At 52.3% G+C, this 20,660-nt stretch carries 19 protein-coding genes; 1 reads left to right on the top strand and 18 read right to left on the bottom strand.

Annotated elements, in window-relative coordinates; translation table 11 throughout:
• Positions 1-62 precede the first annotated feature (62 nt).
• Positions 63-1,529 (bottom strand): thioredoxin-like domain-containing protein, encoded by a 1,467-nt coding sequence (locus ACYVJM_RS11620; protein ID WP_461148391.1) that lies wholly within the window; start codon positions 1,527-1,529, stop codon positions 63-65.
• 100 nt (positions 1,530-1,629) lie between these two features.
• On the opposite strand from ACYVJM_RS11620, the gene ACYVJM_RS11615 reads away from it, so the two are divergent.
• Positions 1,630-2,448, top strand: coding sequence for a YdcF family protein (locus ACYVJM_RS11615; RefSeq protein WP_461148390.1), 819 nt, complete (start codon positions 1,630-1,632; stop codon positions 2,446-2,448).
• A gap of 46 nt (positions 2,449-2,494) precedes the next feature.
• Here the strand turns inward: ACYVJM_RS11615 and pfkA are convergent, their stop codons facing one another.
• The 17 genes from pfkA to ACYVJM_RS11530 all read right to left on the bottom strand — a co-directional run bounded on the left by pfkA (position 2,495) and on the right by ACYVJM_RS11530 (position 20,621).
• Positions 2,495-3,469: a 6-phosphofructokinase gene (pfkA, locus tag ACYVJM_RS11610; protein WP_297382423.1), complete on the bottom strand. Its 975-nt coding sequence runs from the start codon at positions 3,467-3,469 to the stop codon at positions 2,495-2,497.
• A 214-nt stretch (positions 3,470-3,683) separates the two neighbouring features.
• Complete coding sequence (locus ACYVJM_RS11605) at positions 3,684-4,430, bottom strand: glycosyltransferase family 2 protein (protein ID WP_461148389.1); 747 nt, start codon at positions 4,428-4,430, stop codon at positions 3,684-3,686.
• Between the two features lie 176 nt (positions 4,431-4,606).
• The gene (locus tag ACYVJM_RS11600) at positions 4,607-5,929 is read right to left on the bottom strand and encodes a glycosyltransferase (RefSeq protein ID WP_461148388.1); all 1,323 of its coding nucleotides are present in this window, start codon (positions 5,927-5,929) and stop codon (positions 4,607-4,609) included.
• Complete coding sequence (locus ACYVJM_RS11595; RefSeq protein ID WP_461148387.1) at positions 5,926-6,897, bottom strand: hypothetical protein; 972 nt, start codon at positions 6,895-6,897, stop codon at positions 5,926-5,928. The genes ACYVJM_RS11600 and ACYVJM_RS11595 overlap by 4 nt, the downstream gene beginning before the upstream one ends.
• A gap of 8 nt (positions 6,898-6,905) precedes the next feature.
• On the bottom strand, positions 6,906-7,712 hold the full coding sequence (locus ACYVJM_RS11590; protein WP_461148386.1) for an FkbM family methyltransferase: 807 nt from the start codon (positions 7,710-7,712) through the stop codon (positions 6,906-6,908).
• Between the two features lie 89 nt (positions 7,713-7,801).
• Complete coding sequence (locus tag ACYVJM_RS11585; RefSeq protein WP_461148385.1) at positions 7,802-9,301, bottom strand: lipopolysaccharide biosynthesis protein; 1,500 nt, start codon at positions 9,299-9,301, stop codon at positions 7,802-7,804.
• An 82-nt stretch (positions 9,302-9,383) separates the two neighbouring features.
• On the bottom strand, positions 9,384-10,439 hold the full coding sequence (gene pseI, locus ACYVJM_RS11580) for a pseudaminic acid synthase (protein ID WP_461148384.1): 1,056 nt from the start codon (positions 10,437-10,439) through the stop codon (positions 9,384-9,386).
• Positions 10,440-10,582: 143 nt separating this feature from the next.
• Positions 10,583-11,521: a LamG domain-containing protein gene (locus tag ACYVJM_RS11575; RefSeq protein ID WP_461148383.1), complete on the bottom strand. Its 939-nt coding sequence runs from the start codon at positions 11,519-11,521 to the stop codon at positions 10,583-10,585.
• Between the two features lie 49 nt (positions 11,522-11,570).
• A complete protein-coding gene (locus tag ACYVJM_RS11570) occupies positions 11,571-12,281 on the bottom strand; it encodes a LamG domain-containing protein (RefSeq protein ID WP_461148382.1) in 711 nt (236 codons plus the stop codon).
• A gap of 183 nt (positions 12,282-12,464) precedes the next feature.
• Positions 12,465-13,007 carry a UDP-4-amino-4,6-dideoxy-N-acetyl-beta-L-altrosamine N-acetyltransferase gene (gene pseH, locus ACYVJM_RS11565; RefSeq protein WP_461148381.1) on the bottom strand — a complete coding sequence of 181 codons (543 nt, stop codon included), beginning with the start codon at positions 13,005-13,007 and terminating at the stop codon, positions 12,465-12,467.
• An 11-nt stretch (positions 13,008-13,018) separates the two neighbouring features.
• Positions 13,019-14,053 carry a UDP-2,4-diacetamido-2,4,6-trideoxy-beta-L-altropyranose hydrolase gene (gene pseG, locus ACYVJM_RS11560; protein WP_461148380.1) on the bottom strand — a complete coding sequence of 345 codons (1,035 nt, stop codon included), beginning with the start codon at positions 14,051-14,053 and terminating at the stop codon, positions 13,019-13,021.
• Positions 14,046-14,747 (bottom strand): pseudaminic acid cytidylyltransferase, encoded by a 702-nt coding sequence (gene pseF, locus ACYVJM_RS11555; RefSeq protein ID WP_461148379.1) that lies wholly within the window; start codon positions 14,745-14,747, stop codon positions 14,046-14,048. The genes pseG and pseF overlap by 8 nt, the downstream gene beginning before the upstream one ends.
• Entirely contained in the window at positions 14,744-15,919 is a 1,176-nt protein-coding gene (gene pseC, locus ACYVJM_RS11550; RefSeq protein ID WP_461148378.1) for a UDP-4-amino-4,6-dideoxy-N-acetyl-beta-L-altrosamine transaminase, read from the bottom strand. The genes pseF and pseC overlap by 4 nt, the downstream gene beginning before the upstream one ends.
• Before the next feature lie 18 nt (positions 15,920-15,937).
• Entirely contained in the window at positions 15,938-16,954 is a 1,017-nt protein-coding gene (gene pseB, locus ACYVJM_RS11545; RefSeq protein ID WP_461148377.1) for a UDP-N-acetylglucosamine 4,6-dehydratase (inverting), read from the bottom strand.
• 46 nt (positions 16,955-17,000) lie between these two features.
• Positions 17,001-18,521: a sulfatase family protein gene (locus ACYVJM_RS11540; protein WP_461148376.1), complete on the bottom strand. Its 1,521-nt coding sequence runs from the start codon at positions 18,519-18,521 to the stop codon at positions 17,001-17,003.
• Between the two features lie 14 nt (positions 18,522-18,535).
• Positions 18,536-19,441 carry a hypothetical protein gene (locus ACYVJM_RS11535; RefSeq protein WP_461148375.1) on the bottom strand — a complete coding sequence of 302 codons (906 nt, stop codon included), beginning with the start codon at positions 19,439-19,441 and terminating at the stop codon, positions 18,536-18,538.
• Positions 19,442-19,517: 76 nt separating this feature from the next.
• Positions 19,518-20,621 carry a GNAT family N-acetyltransferase gene (locus tag ACYVJM_RS11530; RefSeq protein ID WP_461148374.1) on the bottom strand — a complete coding sequence of 368 codons (1,104 nt, stop codon included), beginning with the start codon at positions 20,619-20,621 and terminating at the stop codon, positions 19,518-19,520.
• Positions 20,622-20,660: the final 39 nt, after the last annotated feature.

Genomic DNA, 20,660 nt, shown 5'->3' with positions numbered 1-20,660 from the left:
GTAGTATTCTCGCGTCAGCAACTTCTCACTCCCCGCTCCTAACTCCTAATACTAAAAGAAGACTACTTCTTTACCGATACTGATGCCGTTCGTTTGGCGGCTTCCTGCCGTTTGTTGAACAGGATGAAATCTTCAATTTGCTCGGTAGGGAGCTTACGGCCAATGATCTTTTTGTTCTTGTCCAATACGTAGACCGTTGGCGTTGTCCAGACATCGTACTGCCGTCGGAAGTCGGTGCGGGATGCGTAATCAAAGCCGTTAATAGCATTGCCGAGCTTGAATTCCTTTATAAACTTCTTCCACTCTTCGGGGCTTTGGTCGATGGCGATGGCTACGACTTCTATGCCTTTCCCTTTGTAGTCGTCCACGAGTTTCTTCAGTTTCGGCGCACTTTCCCGGCAATGCCCGCAGGTTGGCGAGTAGAAAAACACCACCGTATAATCTGATTTGATCGCCTGAAAGGCAATTGGCCGACGAAGGGTATCGCTAATGACGGGGGCAACAAATGGTTTGCCTACCAGGTTGGGTTTCATGGTGGCTACCCGCTCGCCAATGCTTTTAAGGGTCGATGAATCGGAAACGGTCATCACACCCGTTTTGTAATACTTCTCGAACATGTGTACAAAGAGCCCGTCTGTTCCCATCACTTTGGGTTGCTCATACTGGCTCGTGATGTAGTAGATCGTGTAGTATTTAACCTCGGTACTTTTCCCCGCAATGGCTTTGTTAACAACCAGGTCGGCTTCTTTAATGAGGGAGTCCGGTACCTGAACGGTTAGCTCTTTGATGTATCGTTCCACTTTCTGCTGCAACAGGGGTGAGCGAACAAAACGCTCGTCGGAAAAGTCGAAATCATCCCAGAAGTGCGCTTTGAAATAATTGAAAACCCAAACGGAATCCGGGCGTCCATTGGCAGCTTTTGGAGCGGGGGGTACGTCGGGTTCGGCCGATGCTTTGAACAGCTTGGCGGCAAATGAACCCGCGTTATCTTTCAGAAACTGGCTACGGTAGTCGGTGGCCTGTTTCTGCAAATCGCCCAGTTGTTTGTTCGCTATGGATGCTGAAGCGGCATCGTTTCGCATCTTTTTCTGCATGCTCAGCGCCTGCGCTTCGTCCGACAACTTGCTCAACTGCTGCTGGTACGCATAGAACAGCTCGTTTTCTTTAGAGCCCGATATCTTCATGTTGGTGATGATATTGGTGGTATCGGTATCGAATGAAAACTGCTGATCGTCCGTAACTAATAGTTGCAAGTACCCTTTTTGGGGCATAACGACAATAAACAAGCCTTCGGGTAATTTCTTCGTACCTTCAAAAACCATGTTTCCGGTACCATCTACACGGGCGGTATCTTTGGGTATGTATTGTGTAGAACCAAAGAAATGAGCCAATATGCAGGTGGTATCTTTCAGCCCTTTAACATGGCCTATAATTTTAAAACCGTTATCAAGTGGTTTGGTCGCTGACTGGGCCCAGATGGCAGGAAGCAAATACAAGCTGAACAGCGCAGTTAAAAGGAGTTTTTTCATACAGGGTGGTATGTATCTTCGCAGCAGAATAGGAACAAATTTACGGTATTTCGCTGGTACGTTCGTTCTATCAAAACGCTTACCACGTCATAAATAGTCTATGTTTTATTTCTTTTCCAAAACCATTACCTACCTGCTAACGCCGGCCGGGTGGCTCGTAACAATGTTGGTTTTCGCCCTTTTGGTCAAACGGGCGCAATTGCGCCGACGGTTTATCGGGCTTGCGTTAGGTATTTTCTGGCTGTTCGGGAATTCGTTTCTTGTTAATGAGCTGGCTTTGTGGTGGGAATACCCAATTAAGCCAGATATGTCGGCGCCTAAAGATTCCGTAAAACGGGTGGCTATTGTATTGACCGGAGGCATTATAAACGGAGAACGGGAAGCTCCCGGCCCCCCCCTCAACCGAACGCATCTGGCCCGGTTTCTATTAGGACGGGAAGCCGACCGAATAGGGCAGGCCTTGTACTTGTATAAGACAGGGGCCGTGCAGAAAGTGTTGATCAGTGGCGGGCTGGGGAGTTGGCCTTTTCACCCGATAAGCCTGAACGACGAAGGACATTTAGCCGGTGAGTTGCTGATCCTTGCGGGGGTTAGGCCGGAGGATATTGTACTGGAAAGTAAATCACGCAATACACACGAAAACGCGCTGTTTTCGGCCCCGATTCTCCGCAAACATTTTGACAAGACTCACTATGAGTATGTCCTCATCACATCGGCCTGGCATATGAAACGGGCAGTAGCCTGCTTTCGGAAAGAAGGGGTTCAAACGATTCCGTTTCCAAGTAACTTTTTAGGAAACAGACGACTGTTTGGCCCCTCCGTGTGGCTGCTCCCCGCTGAGGAAGCCTTTTTTGAATCGTATTACCTGATCCGCGAGTTTTTTGGTTACATCACCTACAAGGCTGTGGGCTATGTGTAGACCTACAAGGTTCTGAAAACCTCATAGGTCTGGACAAATACTAGGATTACACAGATAAAATCTTCACCATTCGGAGTAAATCTTCGCTGATCGGCTTGGGCAGGCGGATGGTGTCACGGAACGGGGTGTAGACCAGCTCATTGTTGATGATCCCGGCCATTACGTTCTGTTCGCCATTCATTAAGCCTTCCAGGGCACCCAGGCCCAGGCGGCTGGCCAGAATCCGGTCGTAAGCCGTAGGAATCCCCCCGCGCTGAATGTGCCCCAGGGTTGTTACCCGCATATCAATGGTAGATTGAACCTGAAGGCGTATTTTTTCGGCAATCTCGGTGGCATTACCGGCTTCTTCTCCTTCGGCAATGACAACAATGGACGATGATTTCTGTCGACTCCAGCCCGATTTCAGCGTTTCGACCACTTCGGAAATTGGCGTCAGTACTTCCGGTACCATCACCATTTCGGCACCACCGGCTATGCCCGACTGAATCGCAATGTAGCCAGAGTCGCGGCCCATCACTTCAATGAAGAAAATACGGTCGTGGGAGTCGGCCGTATCGCGTATTTTATCAATGGCTTCCAGGGCCGTGTTCACTGCCGTGTCAAAGCCAATTGTGTGGTCAGTTCCGTATAAGTCATTATCGATCGTACCGGGTGCGCCAACGGTTGGGATACCGTATTCGTCGAAGAAGAGCGTAGCACCGGTAAATGTACCGTTACCGCCAATGGCAACCAGTCCTTCAATATCGAATTTCTTAAGTTGTTCGTAGGCTTTTGCACGCCCTTCCGGCGTCATAAATTCTTTGCTGCGGGCCGATTTCAGGATAGTGCCTCCACGCTGTACGATGTTGCTCACCGAGTGTGAAGACATCTGAAAGATATCGCCATTTATCATTCCGCTGTACCCCCGGCGGATACCGAACACTTCAATGCCGTGATAGACCGCCCCCCGAACTACAGCCCGGATACAGGCGTTCATACCCGGTGCGTCGCCACCCGAGGTAAAAACAGCTACTCGTTTCATAGGTTAAATCAATTTTTTAGGAGAATTTCACAAAAAGGCTACGCGGGTGACAGAATAAATCCTGCAAATTTATCCGCATTTACCAATCAAAAGGCATATAACTGGGAATTATCCCATTGTTTTCACACAAATTTCACAAAAAGGGAAAACCAGTAGTTAAAAAAAGCTCATTTGTGGAGTTACTTCTTGCCATCTGATTACTGACAAGGCATTTTCAAGCATCTTTTTTGAACTGGCTGGCCCGCCATATAATCCGACCATGGTTGAGTACCGCTTGTACCCAACCAAAGTGCGTCACGAGCACTTTAAAACGGTCGATGAGCGATTTACGGTGTTGCTGCACCGACAAGCCACCCACTAAATACCGGCACAGAATAAAAGGCACGAATTGAATTCCCGTGGCCGCTTTTAAGCACCGAATCTCCCAATCCAGATCGGCGCTAAGGTTATTGATAGGATAGGGCGGGGCAATGGCTCGTCGGGCTACAAAGGCTTGATGACATACTTTCATGCCGAGAGCCATATCGCGCCAGGTAAGGGTGTGGGGTAATGTGTGCGGGGTAATCCGGCTTCGTAAACCCACCGGCTTGCCATCTTCCTCAACGAACAGTGCATCGCTGTAATAAACATCGGCCTTTGTGGTTTTGATGACCGTCAGCAGCTTCGGTAACGTTTCGGCATCATAAAGTTCATCACCGGCATTCATAAACCACACATAGTCGCCCGTGGCCCGCTGCTGCCCTTTGTTCATGGCGTCGTACAGGCCGCGGTCGGGTTCGGAAATCCAACTGGTAATGTGGTTCTCGTACCGCTTAATGATGTCGAGCGTGCCATCGTTCGAGGCCCCATCAACTATAATGTATTCATAATCCGTAGCCTGCTGCGCCACAATACTCTGAATCGTGCGCTCCAGAAACCGCTCGGCATTGTAGGTGATGGTGATGATGGAGAGGGTTGGCATTTGTGAGGAGTTAGGAGCAAGAAATGAGTATTAAGAGCGAGGAGCGAGGAGTTGCTGGCGCGGGCATTGGCCCGTGCCTTTTATACAGCCAGCATTCGCTGGCACTAGTCAATAGGGCGTCAGTAAATACTGACTTCATCAAAAGGCACGGGCCAATGCCCGCGCCAGCACTCGCGTCAGCAACTCCTCACTCCTGATTTCAATAACTGACTATACAAATCCACATGCTGTCCCGCTACAACGGCTTCCGAAAAACGGGCTTCGGCCGATTGGCGGGCGCTTTGCCGTAGCGTATCCGGGTTCGAATGCGTCAGGATAAACGCCAGTCCATCTGCCAGTTGTTGGGCGGAACCAACATCGGCAAGGTAGCCGTTCGTTGCGTGGTCAATCATTTCCGGAATACCTCCCGTCCGGAAGCCAACCACCGGGGTTCCGCAGGCCATGGCTTCAACAACGGTGTTGGGCAGGTTATCTTCCAGCGAAGGTACAACCAGTGCATCCGCGGCATTGTAAGCGGCTGCAATGTCGTCTTCGGTTGTCAGCAAACCCAGGTGATGCACCGGGTAGGGGAGTTCGTTCAACAAATACGAACGCCCTTTCCCAAATACCAGAACTTCCGGTGTCAGGGCGGGGTATTGCTGATTGAGAAGCGAGAGGGCTTCGGCAAAATAGCGGAAGCCTTTGCGGCTGTCGGTTATGTTCGCGCTCCCGAACAACAGGCGCGGCTTGCCGGTATCGGGTAAGTCGAACCGATTGGCGGCCTCCGTCCGATCGATAGGTCGGTACAGGGTTTGGTCGACGGTATTGGGTATGACGGTAAACGGAAAATTGCCCAGCAGGGTGCTGCTCCGCCCTTCATCGGCCAGCCAGCGGCTTGGCGAGACAAAGTGAATGGCAGCGTTGGCAAACAGACGCAGCTTCTTCTCGAAAAGCTGGTAAGACAGGTCCTGCGCTTCTGGCTTTTTCAGGTAGGGGCAATGGTGGCAATGGGTTTGAAAATTAGGACAGCCGTGGGTGTAGTGACAGCCGCCCGTAAAGGCCCACTGGTCGTGTAGCGTCCAGACAATGGGTTTGCCCAGATCAATCAACGCCCGAAGCCCGTTCAGAGACAGAAAGCCGAAATTGATCCAGTGCAAATGGATAATGTCGGTTTGCTGAATAGCCGGGTGAAACGTTAGCCCTGCACCGAATCGGGCGGGCGAAAACTGAAACCGGACGGAAGGATCTCGCTCGTAAGGCAAGAAAGCCAGTCGCTCGGCTACGAAGCGGCCAAAGGCGGTTTGCTCGGCCAGAAAGTTATTCGCTAGAAAAGAAACGCCGGGGGCAGGTTTATGGGCATCCAGCCGGTTAGGTGTACCAATCAGCATCGTGCTTTCTACCGATACTGTGGAATGCGTTGCCAACGAAGTCGGGTATTTCTGCAACGCCCGATGCAGCCGGGTTGCCGCCACCGCAGCCCCGCCAAACGACTGATAGGTGCTAAGCAGGGTAACTCTCACCGACCAAGGAGTTTATCAAACTTCTTCACGACTTCGGGCCAGAATCCGATCTCGAGGATACGTCCCCAAACCCGCCGACGCGAATAGTTTTCCATCTCATCGAAAATAGGGTCCGAAAAACGGCTCTTAGCTTTTTGCGTCAGGATAAGCGCAAACCCATGCTGTTTGAGCGATGTAGCAAACACCCAGCCCAGCAACAGATTTCGCTGCGTAAGAGCGGCCTCGTCGGCAAAGCGGTTCAGGTAAGTCATTTCGCCCCAGGCCGCGCTGCTTTTCAACGAAAACAGAACGAATTTTTTAAGGAGTGGATTAGTCGTGAAACTATCCAGCAAAGCCGGGGTGATGCGGGGGGAGCCTTTCGGAATCAACTCGACCAGCCAGTGGCTGTTCTGCTCTTCCATAAACCGCAGTACTTCATGGAGCTTGTCTTCACCATCGTAAACGGATAGAATACCCGGCTCGAACTCAGCCGTAAGCACCCGTTTGGACCGTGCTTCGCCGAGGTTACGGAACAACCGGAGGTCGGTGCCCTGCGAGTCGGTTTTGAACCAGTCGACCTGGTTGATATTCAGGCTGTCGAGGGTAGAACGCAGGCTGCGCGTTTTTAGTTGAACGACTTTGGAGAGTTCAAACTTGGGCGCAAAGGCGTACTCCTGAATCAGGTCGGGGCGGGGGGGCAGCAAACTGGAACAGTGGGGCGATGCCGTCAGGTAAAAGTCCGACGTTTCGGTATCCTCCTCCGCCGATTGCGGCCCCGTAACGATATTGTTGAAGGTATATAACTTTCGGAAATGCTTCGATTCACTTTCAACGTACCCAAAGTCGCGGTCGTCAGCGTCGAAGGCGATGCAGATGGCGTATTTGGCGAACGCCTTCCAGCGGCCATGCAATTGCCCCGATGCGCCAATATCGACCAACACAGGCGGCTCAGTCTGGAACTCAGGGCGGGAAAGTATTTTGTCGATCATTTTACTGCTTAGTTGCGATAGGCAAAGATATTCAATTGCAGGTCCATGCTGTCGCTGCCTTTGTAACGATGGTTGGCCAGGGGCGCGTGGCGGTACTGGCTGGTGTTGATGTAGTACCGAAAGCCGCTGTCTTCCAGCACCTTCATGACCGGGGCCAGGGTTTGGGGATGGTCGAGGTAAGCGTGGAACTCGACGAACAGATTCTGAACGTGGGCAAGTGCGTCGTGGCAATCGGTCAGAACGGCTGTTTCGGCGCCTTCGATGTCCATCTTGAGCATGTCGATCCGGGTTTCGCGCAGGAGATAGTCCCGCAACCGAACCGACGGCACCAGCTTACGATCTGTCTGCGAGAAAATAGACGCCGAGTCTGCCTGGTCGCTGCCGAACCAAATGCCCTCATCGTTGGTCCAGACGGCTTTGGTAATCACCTCAACGCCCGAAATCTGATTTTGCCGAAGGTTTTCCTGCAAGGTGGCGCTGATCTGCTCGTCGGCTTCAAAGGCAATGATTCGGGCGTTAGGGTACGTCTGCCGGAAATACGCGACGCTCGTACCAATATTGGTGCCGCAGTCGAAAATAACCGGATTCGCACTGGTCGTATTGAATCGGTAAAACTCATCGACGAATATCTCCCGAAACTGCCAGACAAACGACAGGGCGTCCGGCACCCGAAACCGGTATCGGCCAAAAGAAACATCAACCGTTTTGTTGCGCGGCTTACTGCCGTAGCGAAACGCAAGCCCCAGCAACCGGCGACCTTCTGCTGATCGCAACAGCCGGGCAGCCTCGGTAAATAAAAATCTAAAAACCCACATAAGATTGTTACACAGAGATGCGCAGAGCTAACACGGAGATACACTGAGTTTTTCTTTGTGTAGCTTGGTGCATCTCTGTAGCATAATTTTTATTTATTTATAAATCGTTTTTTCAGCCCGTCTACCATCTGGTTAATGTCGGGCGATAATTTCAACGCTAAAACGGCTCCGCCAAACAGCCCGGTAATTAACGCCGACCGCCAGCCTACATCCAGCATAAAACGCCACTTGGCGGCTCCGGCATCGGGGTAAGGAAGTTGAACCGATAGCCACCACACGGCCAGCCCCAGCCCGATCACCACCAGATTTCGCCAGGTAAACGGCTGCATCTTGAACGCAAACCCAACGAACAGCGTCCGGGCGAGGTTAAAGAGCAGAGTCACAAATGCGGCTCCTATTGCGGCACCGTTGATACCGAAACGGGGTATCAGGTACAGATTGGCACCAATGGTAATAAAAATGAGTATCACCACAAAGAACGAGTCGTAGGTGTAATAACGCGATGTGTTCAGGATGGTGCCGTTGATGCCCGTTGCCATATCGAACAGTTTGCCCAGACCAAGCCACAAAATCACGTAATACCCAGCCGAATAGCTTGCGGGAAGAAACTGAAAGACATTGGGCAGGTTAGCGGCCACACCCACAAAGACCAGGCAACCCGCAATCAATTGATTGAGGCAGCTTTTTCGGTAAATGCTGGCAATGTTTTCCAGGTCATTCACTTTCCACGACTCGGCAATGAGCGTACCGGACACCTTGTAGAGGGCTGTTGCCGGAATGGCAATGACGGCGGCAAAATACGAAGCTGTCCCGTAAATACCCGTATCGCCCAGTCCCTGCTTGCTGTTAATCATCATCTTGTCGATTGTCCAAACAACCTGTGACGATAAGGCCGAAGTGAAGGTCAGGCTGGCATACCGGACCATATTTCGCCGTAATTCTGGGTTGACGGATACAAAGTTGCGGCTAAAGAATAAGGCTTCGTCGCGGGCTACGCTGATGATCATGAGCAGCAGCGGCAGCAGAAAAGCCAATAGCCAGACGCCCAGAAACTGCGGAAAGCTAACCCAACCCAGCCAGTACAGCCCACCGGCCAGCGCGACCAGCAGCCGCTGAACGAACTGTTGCAGCAGCGTTCCGGTAACAGGGTCGTAGAGCAGGCGGGAGTAGTTGTCGAAAACAGTAAAATAGACCGTACAAAAGGTCAGCGGAATGAGCAGGTAATAATATTCGACAAACAGCGCCGACTGATCCTGGTACAACTTGACAATCCAGGGCCGAGCCAGCCACAACGCCAGCACGCACAGGCAGAAACCCACTAAAGTAGCCAGACTGGCGATGAGCAGGAAGCCATTATGCTGCCGTTCGGCATCGCGGAAATAAGGGAAAAACCGTCCGCCCGCGCCGTTGATGCCCACGTTCGAGGCCTGCGCCAGGATCAGGGACAGCGAAATCAGCAATGTCAATAAACCAACCTGCTGGGTAGTAAAAAGATGTGGAAACCAGATTCCCTGCGTCAGAAATCCAACAATTACACCGGCATAGGTGAACAGTGAACTCTGAATGGTTTGCCGTTTTATAATACCCACGTAGTGATGTATGATATAGGATGTATGCTATAGGATGTAGGATGTATGGTCCTGTCATACATCATACATCCTATAGCATACATCAATTAATGTGTTCCCACGCCAGCGCTGTACCGGCTTGTATGTTGGTGGTGGCAGTTTTGCCGAGGATGTCGTCGTAGTAGCGGGTATGGAGGCCGTTGGCCGGGCGGATGCTCCGGACGTTTTCGGGGGTGAAGGGTTCGCCCGCGCTCATGTCGCGCACTACGTAAAGGGAACGCTTGAATTGCAGGCTCTTTTCTTCTTTCGGTGTGAGCGTGTAGCTAACCTGTCCCATGGCCAGTTTCGCCCGTTCGGTTTCGATCACGAGGCTTTTCAATTCCTCCGGCTCTAATGAAAACGCCGAATCGACACCGCCATCGGCCCGGCGCAGGGTCACGTGTTTTTCGAGCACAACGGCTCCTAACGCCACAGCTGCCACAGCCGCGCCGATACCCATGGTGTGGTCCGACAGGCCAACGGGCACATCGAATAACTGGCTCATGTGCGGGATGGTAAGCAGATTCGTGCTTTCGGGCGTGGCGGGGTAGGTGCTGGTACATTTGAGCAGAACAAGCTCCGAACAGCCGTTGGCCCGCAGTACCTTCACCGACTCGTCGAGGTCGGCAACGGACGCGACCCCGGTGCTCATGATGACCGGCTTCCCCGTTTGGGCTACTTTTTTGAGCAGGATATGGTCGGTATTTTCAAAGGATGCAATCTTGTAGAGTGGCACGTCCAGCGATTCCAGAAAGTCGACGGCCGTGGTATCGAACGGGGAGCTGAACGCAATCATGCCGCGTTTTTTGGCATGGTCGAAAATCGGTTTGTGCCATTCCCAGGGCGTATAGGCATCCTGGTAGAGTTTATACAGGTTTTTATCGGCCCACAGTGATTTGGCATCCCGGATATAAAACTCCTCGGAGGCTCCGTTGAACGTAATGGTATCGGGCGTGTAAGTCTGAAGTTTGAGCGCGTGGGCACCCGCATCAGCCACGGCGTCCACGATTTCCAGCGCCCGTTCCAGCGACTGGTTATGGTTGCCCGACATCTCGGCAATAACAAAGGGACGATGTGCCGATCCGATGGTAAACTGGGCAACCTGAATGGGTTGAATCATTGGTAAATTGACGTTTGCGCTGGATAGCTGGCTGGTTCGTGCATCTGAACGCCAGCCACTTTCTGTAACACCAGTAGCTGGCTTACAAATTCCAGCCTGGTTTCAGCACCCCAAAATTACCACTTTTCGGGAAGAATTGTCTATTAAAGGCTAAGTACCAGCCGTCCGCCGAGTCCGTAGGTTACCTGAGCGGCTCCATTGATGTACACCCGTAATGCGTTTGCCTGAAAAGCGGGTGGTACCGTAACCACATGACGTATCTGAACGGCGTCGGTAGCGGTGGGTATACAGCCACAGGACCAAACGGCCGGGTCGTTCCAGTTTCCGTTCCGAAGCGAAACGAAAGGCTGGGCCGTAATCGGATTAAGGGTAAAGTCGGTCTGGCAAGTGGTAGCCTGATACAAAACACGCACCTCGGCATCGGATAATACACCCCGGTAAACCCGCACGTCATCTATGTCGCCATGAAACGGCTGGATGAGGGTGCCCTGTGTTGGACGTATGCCGATGCAAGCCTGTAAGGGACATGTATAACTCAGGGGAGCCGTAGGGTTGATTTCTACCGTTTGCGCCCGTTCGCCATTGATGTAAAAAATCAAGGCTCGTTCGGCCCGGATAGCTGTCAAATGCGCCCAGGTATTCATTTGGACCGATTGGGTAGTAATGATCGATCCCGTTGTATTGTAGGAAAAGAAGTTCCAGACATTGCCGCCATAAACGGGCTGATTGGTTAATGTCAGGCACTGGTTGGGTTCACTGAACGAGAAGATTGTGAAGGCATCGGCCTGTGCAGGGAACGAGGCCAGCTTCACCCAGGCCGACAGGGTATAGGTCGGATTGGTGAATGGGGCCGCCGGTAAATTGATATAAGCGTTTTTATTGAAAAAATAAGCACTGTTAGCCTTGCCAAAACGGTCGGTACTGAGCGTTGCGTTAACGACTGTTCCGTGATTTGGACCGAAACCGTCCTGCGCATTACCCGAAAATGAATAGCAGGCTACCAACTGGTTAGTGGCCTGGCCAAAGCAAATGTTGATACAGAGTAGGCACCAGAAAGTAAGCGATAGTATACGGTGTTGCATAAAGAACAATAAGGGAGGTAATTAATAAGCGGGTAGTTTCCTTGATAAATCAATTCATCTCATATACCCGCTTGGCTTCCACATCAGACAGAGCTCGATTGTAGATTCGTACATCGTCGATGGCCCCGCTGAACGAGAATGATCCGTCAAAACGCTTGCCAATCAGGGTACGGACACTTCCCTCATAGAACGGTTTACCGGTCATGGCCTGTGAAGAACTCAAGACACCGTTCACATAGATATTCAGCTTATTTTTACTGCGACTGGCCAGAATATGATACCATTGGTTGGTATTGGTCGGTAAACTCCCCGAGTAGGCAAAGTTAAAATTGGCGCGATCTTCGGTGTATGACCACATGCCCCATCCTAAAACCGTTGTATTGGCCAGAACCATGGCGTGGTCGCCCTGATAATTGCCCGTATCCAGAATCGTGAACACACCGTAGGTCTGCGGAACATAAGCGAGTTTAACCCAGGCGGCATAGGTAAATTCATCCGTGGCGAACTTATCGGGAGGCAGTTCGATGTAACTACTGCCATTGAAGGCATAGGCTGATTCTGTTGTGCCGAACCGATCTGCGGTTGGTGTGGCGCCTACAATCTGAGCCGTATTGTTGTTGCCGCTCACATCTTTAACGCCTTTTGTGAAATCATAATAAGCGACCAGTCCCGCGACCGGCTCCGGCTCAGCCGGCTTTTTACAGGCCGTAAATACAAAACACAGTCCAGTTAAAAGGAAAGTCAGGGAAAGTTGCTTCATTCGTCTAAATGAGAATACCTTACTATTTTCAGAACTTTCGCCTAGACCCGTACCACGGTTACTTCGTGCTTTGTAGGGTAACTGTGGCACGGGTCTAAGTGATATAAATGAAAGTATACTGTTTTGTGTAAATATAGTAGATGTACTTACTTGTTAACTACTACAATGTGTAACCAGGTAGCGTTAGCTGCCATAAATTTTAGTCCGCATAATGGTTCGGTAGGTGTCCCATTCCTGCTTTAAAAGGGCCAGACCAACGACATCCTGCCAGGCGCCGTCTTTTTTTACGTGCTGTCGATAGTAAGCCTCCCGGCGGAAACCAAACTTCTCGTGCATAGAAATAACCTTGTCGTTAAAGGTCATGACTTCGCACCGAAGCTTGTTAAGCTTGAGTTCGTTAAAGACGTATTCGAGAACGTTGAATTCAATTTTGGCCCCCAAACCACCGCCCCGGATGGTAGTATCGCCGAGGTAAAACGCCCAGTAACAACTGCTGAGCGTTTGGCTAATGCCCGTCAGGGAGGCCAGTCCTATCTTCTTGTCGTTGTACTCGATCACCCAGTATCGGGACGACGAATCCTGCTGAATGCGGCTGAACCAGGCCTGTTGTTGCTCAACCGTAATGGGCTCGCTGGTGTACATGTATTGGGCTACTTCGGGGGAGTTGCGCCAGTTTCGTACCAGTTCAATATCGGCTTCTGTTAAGGGCGTAAGGGTAATATCCATGAGTTGACTGATTAAGTTGGCAGCAATGTTCGGAAAAAAGCCGTGATTCGCTCGCCTGATCGACCATCGAAATAGCGCTGCTGATTGACTAGCGTGTTATTGACCGTCGAAACCGGCAGGGATAGAGCCGCCCGAAGTTCAGAACTGGTAAAGGCCTTCTCCAGTACCGACAGGGCGATGTGATTGACTTTATAAAAGGTTCGGAGAATGGCCTGGTTATCGGCCGTCAGTAGGCCGACAAACGGTTTGCCCACGGTGGCGACTTCATATGAAATGGTACTGCACGACACCACGGCCACATCGCAGGCCTGAATGACCTCTACAATCTGCTCGGGTAACAGGTTCCGCCGAATCTGCACCTGCTCCTCCGAATACCCGTTGAAGCTGTTGCCGTGTGGATTGGCGGCCCCCAGTACGACAACGATCTGCTGCACGAGAGGTTCGTTCAGCAAGACTTCCACAACCCGGTGACTTATATTGTCGGGATCGGCCCCGCCCAGATTGACCAGCACCCGCCGGGGTTGAAAGTGGGTCAGCGTATGAGTAGACCGATGAATACCCGCTTCCAGAAACGGTTTTCGGAGCAGCGCGTAAGCGGTTCCGGTCAGGAATTGTGTGTAACTTTCGGCCTGATAATCCGCGGCCTGTATAGTGCCGCCATGATTAATGACCACATCGGCGTATTGGTGCCAGGCCATCAGGTCATCAACAACAATGAGTTTTTGGCAATGCTGTTTAACGGTTTGTTGGTAAGCCGCGCCAAAAGAATAGCCGTCGAGCAGCACAAATTCATGGCCCGTCAGGTAAGTGCTAAACTGTCGGGCATCGGCCGCATAATCGGCTGTTTCGGGTAAACTGATGATATCGAAGGATGCCTGTGTCAATAAATCCCGAACCGCATCCGACGGCTGTTGAATGGCGAACGACAGGTGAAACAAATCGCCTGTCATCTCGGCAATGGCCAGGCAACGCATGATGTGGCCCAGACCAATTTTAGCGCCCCCATCAGCTCGAAAAATCAGCTTTGGTGCGTTGGGATTACTCATTCGGCAGTAAATTGTTAAGCAGGCGATACTTGAACTCGGCTACTTTCCAGTCCGATTCGGTGTCGATGTCGTGCGCATGCATCTCGTCAATTTCGATTCCCCCGGCCGATAAACCCGGCAGTTGCCGATGTGCCCGCAGCCGGGCTACATTGAACCAGTAAAACTGCCCGGCATCGTGGTACATGGGTTCCAGATCCTGCGAACGCAGTAGAAAGGCATCTGGCTGCGCCCAGCTCAACAGGCCGTCATTCAGTTTGAACGCCCGCTGAATCGGAAACGAAAATGCCTGAATGGGGTACACAATATCGACTTTTTTATCGAGCAGTACCCGATGCGAGGCCGTCAGTAAATCGGCTGTAACGAAGGGAGCCGTGGGGTATAGGCAGCAAAGTGAGGTAAACGTTTGCCCAATGTGCTCGTACTCGTCCAAGACCTCCAGCAGCACATCGATGGTCGACGAATAATCGCCCGAGGTTTCCGGCTTTCGCAGAAACGGGACGGATGCGCCGTGCTGCCGGGCAATGTCCGCAATTTCGGCATCGTCGGTCGACACCATCACCTCATCGAACAAGCCGGACTGCAGGGCTGCGTCGATGACGTAGGCGATGATGGGTTTACCCAGAAACGGGCGAATGTTTTTACGGGGAATCCGCTTGCTGCCGCCCCTTGCGGTAATGATGGCTACGTTGCTCATGCGCCTGTAAATTCCTTCACGGAGTCGATCACATAGGTCTGTTCGTCATCCGTCAGGGTTGGGAACATGGGCAGGCTCAGGCAATGGGCGTAGTACCGTTCGGCATTGGGGAAATCGCCCGGTTTCCAGCCGAACTGCCGGTAGTAAGGCATCAGATGCACCGGTATGTAATGCACCTGCGCCATGATGTTCCGGGTTCGCAGAAAGTCGTACAGTCCCTTGCGATCGGCCACCTGAACAACATACAAATGATAGGCATGGCTGACGCAGGCAGGCGGTATAATGGTGGTTACCGGTGTACCGGCAAAGGAATCGTCGTATCGTTTGGCAATTTCCTGCCGACGGGCCAGCATGGCTTCGGCACGGGCCAACTGGCTATTGCCGAGGGCCGCCTGCATGTCGGTCAGGCGGTAGTTATAACCAAGCTCCTGCAACTCCATGTACCAGCCACCCCGTTCGGGTTCGCCGGGATAGGGCTCGGTAAACTCGTTTGGTTTGTTGGTAATGCCGTGCGTCCGGAGCCGCATCAGGTGTTTATACAGGGCTTCGTCGTTGGTTGTAATCATGCCCCCTTCACCGGCCGCAATGTGTTTGACGGGATGAAAGCTAAAAATGGCGAGGTCGGCCAGCGAACCGTCCCCGCAACGGTGATCGACGCCCTGGCTATCGGTAAATGAACCGCCCGGCGAGTGACAGCTATCTTCCAGAATCCAGAGTCCATGCTCATCGGCCAGTTCGCGGAAAGCGGCCAAATCGACCGGGTATCCGGCAAAATCGACGGGAATTATGCCCGAAAAATAGCCTTTCGGATGCTGTTCGATGAGCGCCCTTACCGCATTGATATCCAGCAGGGCCGTTTGGGAGTCGACATCGGCAAAGACGACTTCGCCCCCGCAATAACGAACGCAGTTGGCCGAAGCCGAGAACGTGATGGGTGTCGTAATAACGCGGGTTCCTTCGGTTACGCCGAGGGCCATGCAGCAGAGGTGGAGCGCGGCTGTTCCGTTCGCTACCGCCACGGCATACGCACAGCCGATGTAGCTGGCAAAAGCTGTTTCAAATGCACCGATATGCGGCCCCTGCGTTAGAAAGGGACCACGCAGTACGTCGGCAACGGCTGCAATATCCTCGTCCGTAATATGCTGCCGACCGTAGGGGATTGATTGATTCATGGTTAATAGAATGGGATGCTACACCGAAAAATCAGGGTCAACATGCTCCCGAATCTGCTCACGCAGTTGGTCGACGTTGAGCCATTCGGTGTTGGTGCCGGAGTTGTATTTGAAGCCCATGTCTACCGGCCGCCCGTTGAAGGCTTTCATATAGTCTTCAATGCTCCAGGTGGGTGTTGAGGGCGTAATGACGTAGTATTTATCCGTTTCGACGGTATTGAGCGAATCGGTTTCGGTAATCATTTCCTCATGGAGTTTTTCGCCGGGGCGAATACCAACCAGTTTCTGTTCGCAGTTGGGGCCAATGGCCGTAGCGACGTCGGTGATGCGGTAGGAGGGGATCTTCGGAACAAAGATCTCCCCGCCCCAGGCGTGTTCGAGCGCATGGAATACCATTTCGACCCCTTCTTCGAGCGAGATGTTAAAACGGGTCATGTCGGCGTGGGTGATGGGCAGCACCCCATCTTTCCGCTTGTCCAGAAAAAACGGCACGACTGATCCCCGCGACCCGATTACGTTGCCGTACCGGACGACCGAGAACTGTAAGTTGCGGCTGCCTTTCATGTTGTTGGCGGCCACAAACAGTTTATCGGAACATAGTTTGGTGGCTCCGTAGAGGTTGATTGGTGCGGCTGCTTTATCGGTCGAAAGGGCCACGACGCGCTGTACGCCGTTGTCCATGGCAGCATTGATCACATTTTCGGCCCCGAATACATTGGTTTTAATGCATTCCATCGGGTTGTACTCAGCCGCCGGAACCTGCTTCATGGCAGCCGCATGCACAATGATGTCGATGCCTTCGCAGGCCCGCTTGAGCCGTTCGCCATCGCGCACATCGCCAATGAAAAACCGGATGGATTTGTATTTCGACTGCGGGTAGTACTGCGACATTTCGAACTGCTTCAGTTCATCCCGCGAATACACGACCAGGCGTTTAATATTGGGGTGGCGCTGGTACACCATCTCGACAAACTTCTTGCCGAAAGAGCCCGTACCGCCCGTAATCAAAATGGATTTGTTCGTTAAATCAAGCATCGTTTTAGGTACTCAGTTGACCGCCGTGGGTCAGTTAAAAAGCTGTCTAATTGGTGTTTCCTTTTTCGCGGACGGTTTTCAGTAACGCGGCCAGTTCGGTAGTTAGCTGCGGGTTGCTTTCTGCCAGATTTTTCGTTTCGCCAAGATCGGTTTGTAAATTGTACAACTGCGGCTGTGGTGAATAACCGGTTTCGATGTTGGTGTCGCGGTTGAGTACCGGGCCGCCGGAGGGTTCAATGTATTTCCAGGTGCCGCGTATCAGCGAAAGCGTACCATTGATCGCGTGTTCTATAACGTATTCGCGGCTCTTTTTAGTTGTCCCCAACAGCGTGGCCAGGTTATTAAAGCTGTCGGGCGCTTCGCCTTTGGCTAACGGCTGGCTCACCAGCGCGGCAAAAGAAGCCGCGAGGTCGACCTGGCTAAACAGCGCATCGGACGTGCCGGGTTTCACTTTGCCCGGCCAGCGCACGATAAACGGCACACGGGTTCCGGCATCGAACGCGCTGTATTTACCCCCGCGCAGGGGTCCGGCGGGTTTGTGGCCGTTCAATTTTTCAACGGCCTGATCTTTATAACCATCGTCGACAACCGGGCCGTTATCACTGCTGATAATCACCATCGTGTTGTTCGTCAAGCCCAGCCGGTCCAGCGTTTTCATCACTTCGCCCACGCACCAGTCCAGTTGCAAAATGGCATCACCACGCGGCCCCATGCCACTTTTACCCGCAAAACGGGAGTGCGGCATGCGCGGTACGTGAATATCATGGGTGGAGAAATACACAAAGAAAGGGCTGCTCTTACTCGTCTCGATAAACTGATTGACCTTTCCGGTCAGCACATCCGCCATTTCTTCATCGACCCACCGGGCCGACTTTCCCCCGCTCATGTAGCCGATTCGGCTAACCCCATTGATGATCGTTTGATCATGACCGTGTGAGAACAGCATTTTGAGCAGTTCGGGATGCTCTTTGCCGGTTGGCTCGGTTCCAACCGGCTCTTTGTAACTCACCTGAACCGGGTCGGCCGGGTCCAAATTGACAATGCGGTGATTTTCGACATACACGCAGGGAACCCGATCGCCGGTGGCGGGCAGGAGATAGGAGTAGGTAAAGCCAATTTCCAGCGGGCCGGGCTTTATGTCGCCGTTCCAGTCGGGGCCTCCTTTGGGGCCAAGTCCCAGATGCCATTTGCCCACAACCCCCGTTTTGTAGCCTGCCCTTTGTAAGATGCCGGGCATCGTAACGCGGTCGGTCGGAATGAGCAGAGCGGCATCACCGGGTGCAATGCCGGTTCCTGTTTTCCGCCAGGCGTAAGCTCCCGTCAAGAGGGTGTAACGCGAGGGTGTACAGGTCGACGACGACGCATGGGCGTTGGTAAAGTTCAGCCCTGCTTTGGCTACCCGGTCGATGTTTGGTGTGCGAACTTTTGTCGCGCCATTGCTGCTGATGTCGCCGTAGCCCAGATCATCGGCGTAGATGAGCACAATATTGGGCTTCTGCTGCGCTATCACGGCCGATTGGCCGAGCAGACATAGACTAATGAATAAAAGGGAAACGGCTGATTTCATGATGGGTTTAGGAATTACTCGTTTGTAACCGACGCGCTGGTGGCTTGCCGTTCAAAGGCGTCAATGTAACTCTTTGCGCTGGCATTTATAACCTGAACGCCCCGGTAATCGGCGTAGTCACGCAACACTTCATACCCGCGAAAAGCCTTGTGTAACGACAGAAACTGCGCGGCCATTGAAAACGTACGCTGCCGCTGGGCATCCAGATATACTGGCTGGTGCGTGAGGTCTTTCGGCTTGTCGTAGAAATGAATCTGCTTGATCAATAGCTGGTTTTGATCATTCAGCCGAATTTGCTCATGCCAGGACGTATCTGCCCCGAACAGGTAAATGGTTTTGAACTTTCGATTAATCATCAGGGCCAGGGCCGCAATGATGACGGTTTGGGCCTGCGGCATTCCGTAGCCTTTGGCATAAAGCCAGTAAGTTAACTTCTTAAACCCACGAAGAACCGTGTAGTTGAAGTAAACGACAGTAATCAGCGGGTTGCCCTGCTCAATTTTGCCGAGAAGATACGTTCCCTTGGCGAAATGCGGCACGAACAGCGTCATGGGCCAGTCAACCTTTTCCAGAAAGACCGAAAGCGTTTTTCGAATATCGTCGCGGTCGGTGGTTTGTTCGTTAAAAACGAAATAGTTAGGGTCCAGGATAACGTAATCCTGCGGGCGAAGCTGGATGAAGACGTCGGCATGGGCGAAGTTGTTCACGCAAACAATTTCCGTTTGCCGGATGAAATCGAGCTGGGTCGTTAGCGACTCCGTCAGCGAGGGCCCGTTCCCCAGCACCGAACAAACCGGTAGCTGCGGATTGGGCAGACGGGTCGCGTGCCGAATACGGATAGCGACCTTTGCCAGCGACACCAGCGATGCGACAAGGTCGCTTAAAAATTGACTTATGGAATTAAACGCAGCTTCGACCATGCAAGCGGCACCGGGAGCGTGCCTTTTTTCTGCAAAACAACGAAAAAAACAGCAGACCGAGAGATGTTTGACTGGATTACCGGATTAACCGGGTTTTTAACGGACTATCCCGGAGTTCGCTGAAATCGTTGCGGTCAATCGTTCGTTCGACCGTAAATTTTGGCGATTCCAGCATCCCCAGATTGCGTTTAAAGCGTAGCAGGTTGGGCTTGAGTTGGCGGCTGGCATCAAGCGACATCCCTAAATCAAGCAATTGAATTCCCTGCTTCAGGCAATACTCATGAAGCCCATTTATGAGCAGAATCATCGGACTGAAGGCGTGGTAAGCCGGGTCAGATGCGGGCAGAAACGTATAAAGTATATCGTGCCTGACGCGCACCGTTATTACGATGGCCGCCAATGCAGGACCATGGGTTACGGTAAATACGTCGAATTGTTCCGGAAATGACTCCAGCAAACGCATCAATTGGTCTGGCTCCAGAGGCAGCGGATAACCCAACTGCTGCCGGTTGTTTTGGATAAACCCGACGACTTCGGACACGTTTGGTGTTTGCTGATGAGCGAATGTAAATCCGGCCTCCCGGCATTTGCGAAGCCGCCGACGAGCGGCCGGAACGAGGTTATCCGCGAAAGATTGATCACGAACTGGCAGGAAGGAAGTTGGATGCGATTCGACAACCACAAACTTATGCTCGGCCAGCACAGAAAGCAGCCGGTCGGTTTGTAGGGGGGCGTAACAGCGCGGGTAGTTGACGAGCCGAATGCGAGTGCAGCCCAGTTTTCGCGCTGTTTCGATCAGGACAGAGATAAAGGCATTCAGCGCACAGGTTGGCAAGGTTTCGATGAACTCAATAGAGCCAAACGGAGCCGCGGCCGGGCTAATCAGCGTAGTCGGGTTAAGGAAAAAGGCGCAGCGGGCCTCGGCTTCCTGCGTGAACCGGTTTACCGCCGAAATCAGGTAAAACAGACCATCGTGCTGTTGCCGAAGGTGGACGTATTCATTGAAGAAAAAGCCTCGCCGGCAAAACGTGGGCATGTCGGCCGGCCGGGGCGTAGGCTGAATCAGAAACGTATAATCGGTCAGGTAGGTGTGGGTCATGTTCGTCATGACGGCCAGCCTGTAAGTAAAGTCACGCTTTCGTTGGAGAGCGTACGCTTTATCGCTCTGTATAAATACCACAACCGACCGGGTAGCGGGTTACGGTTAGTTATATGGCGT

It is taken from the genome of Spirosoma pulveris (assembly GCF_054781875.1).
Note: the sequence above shows the minus strand (reverse complement) of the source record. Positions and strands in the feature narration are given on the sequence as shown.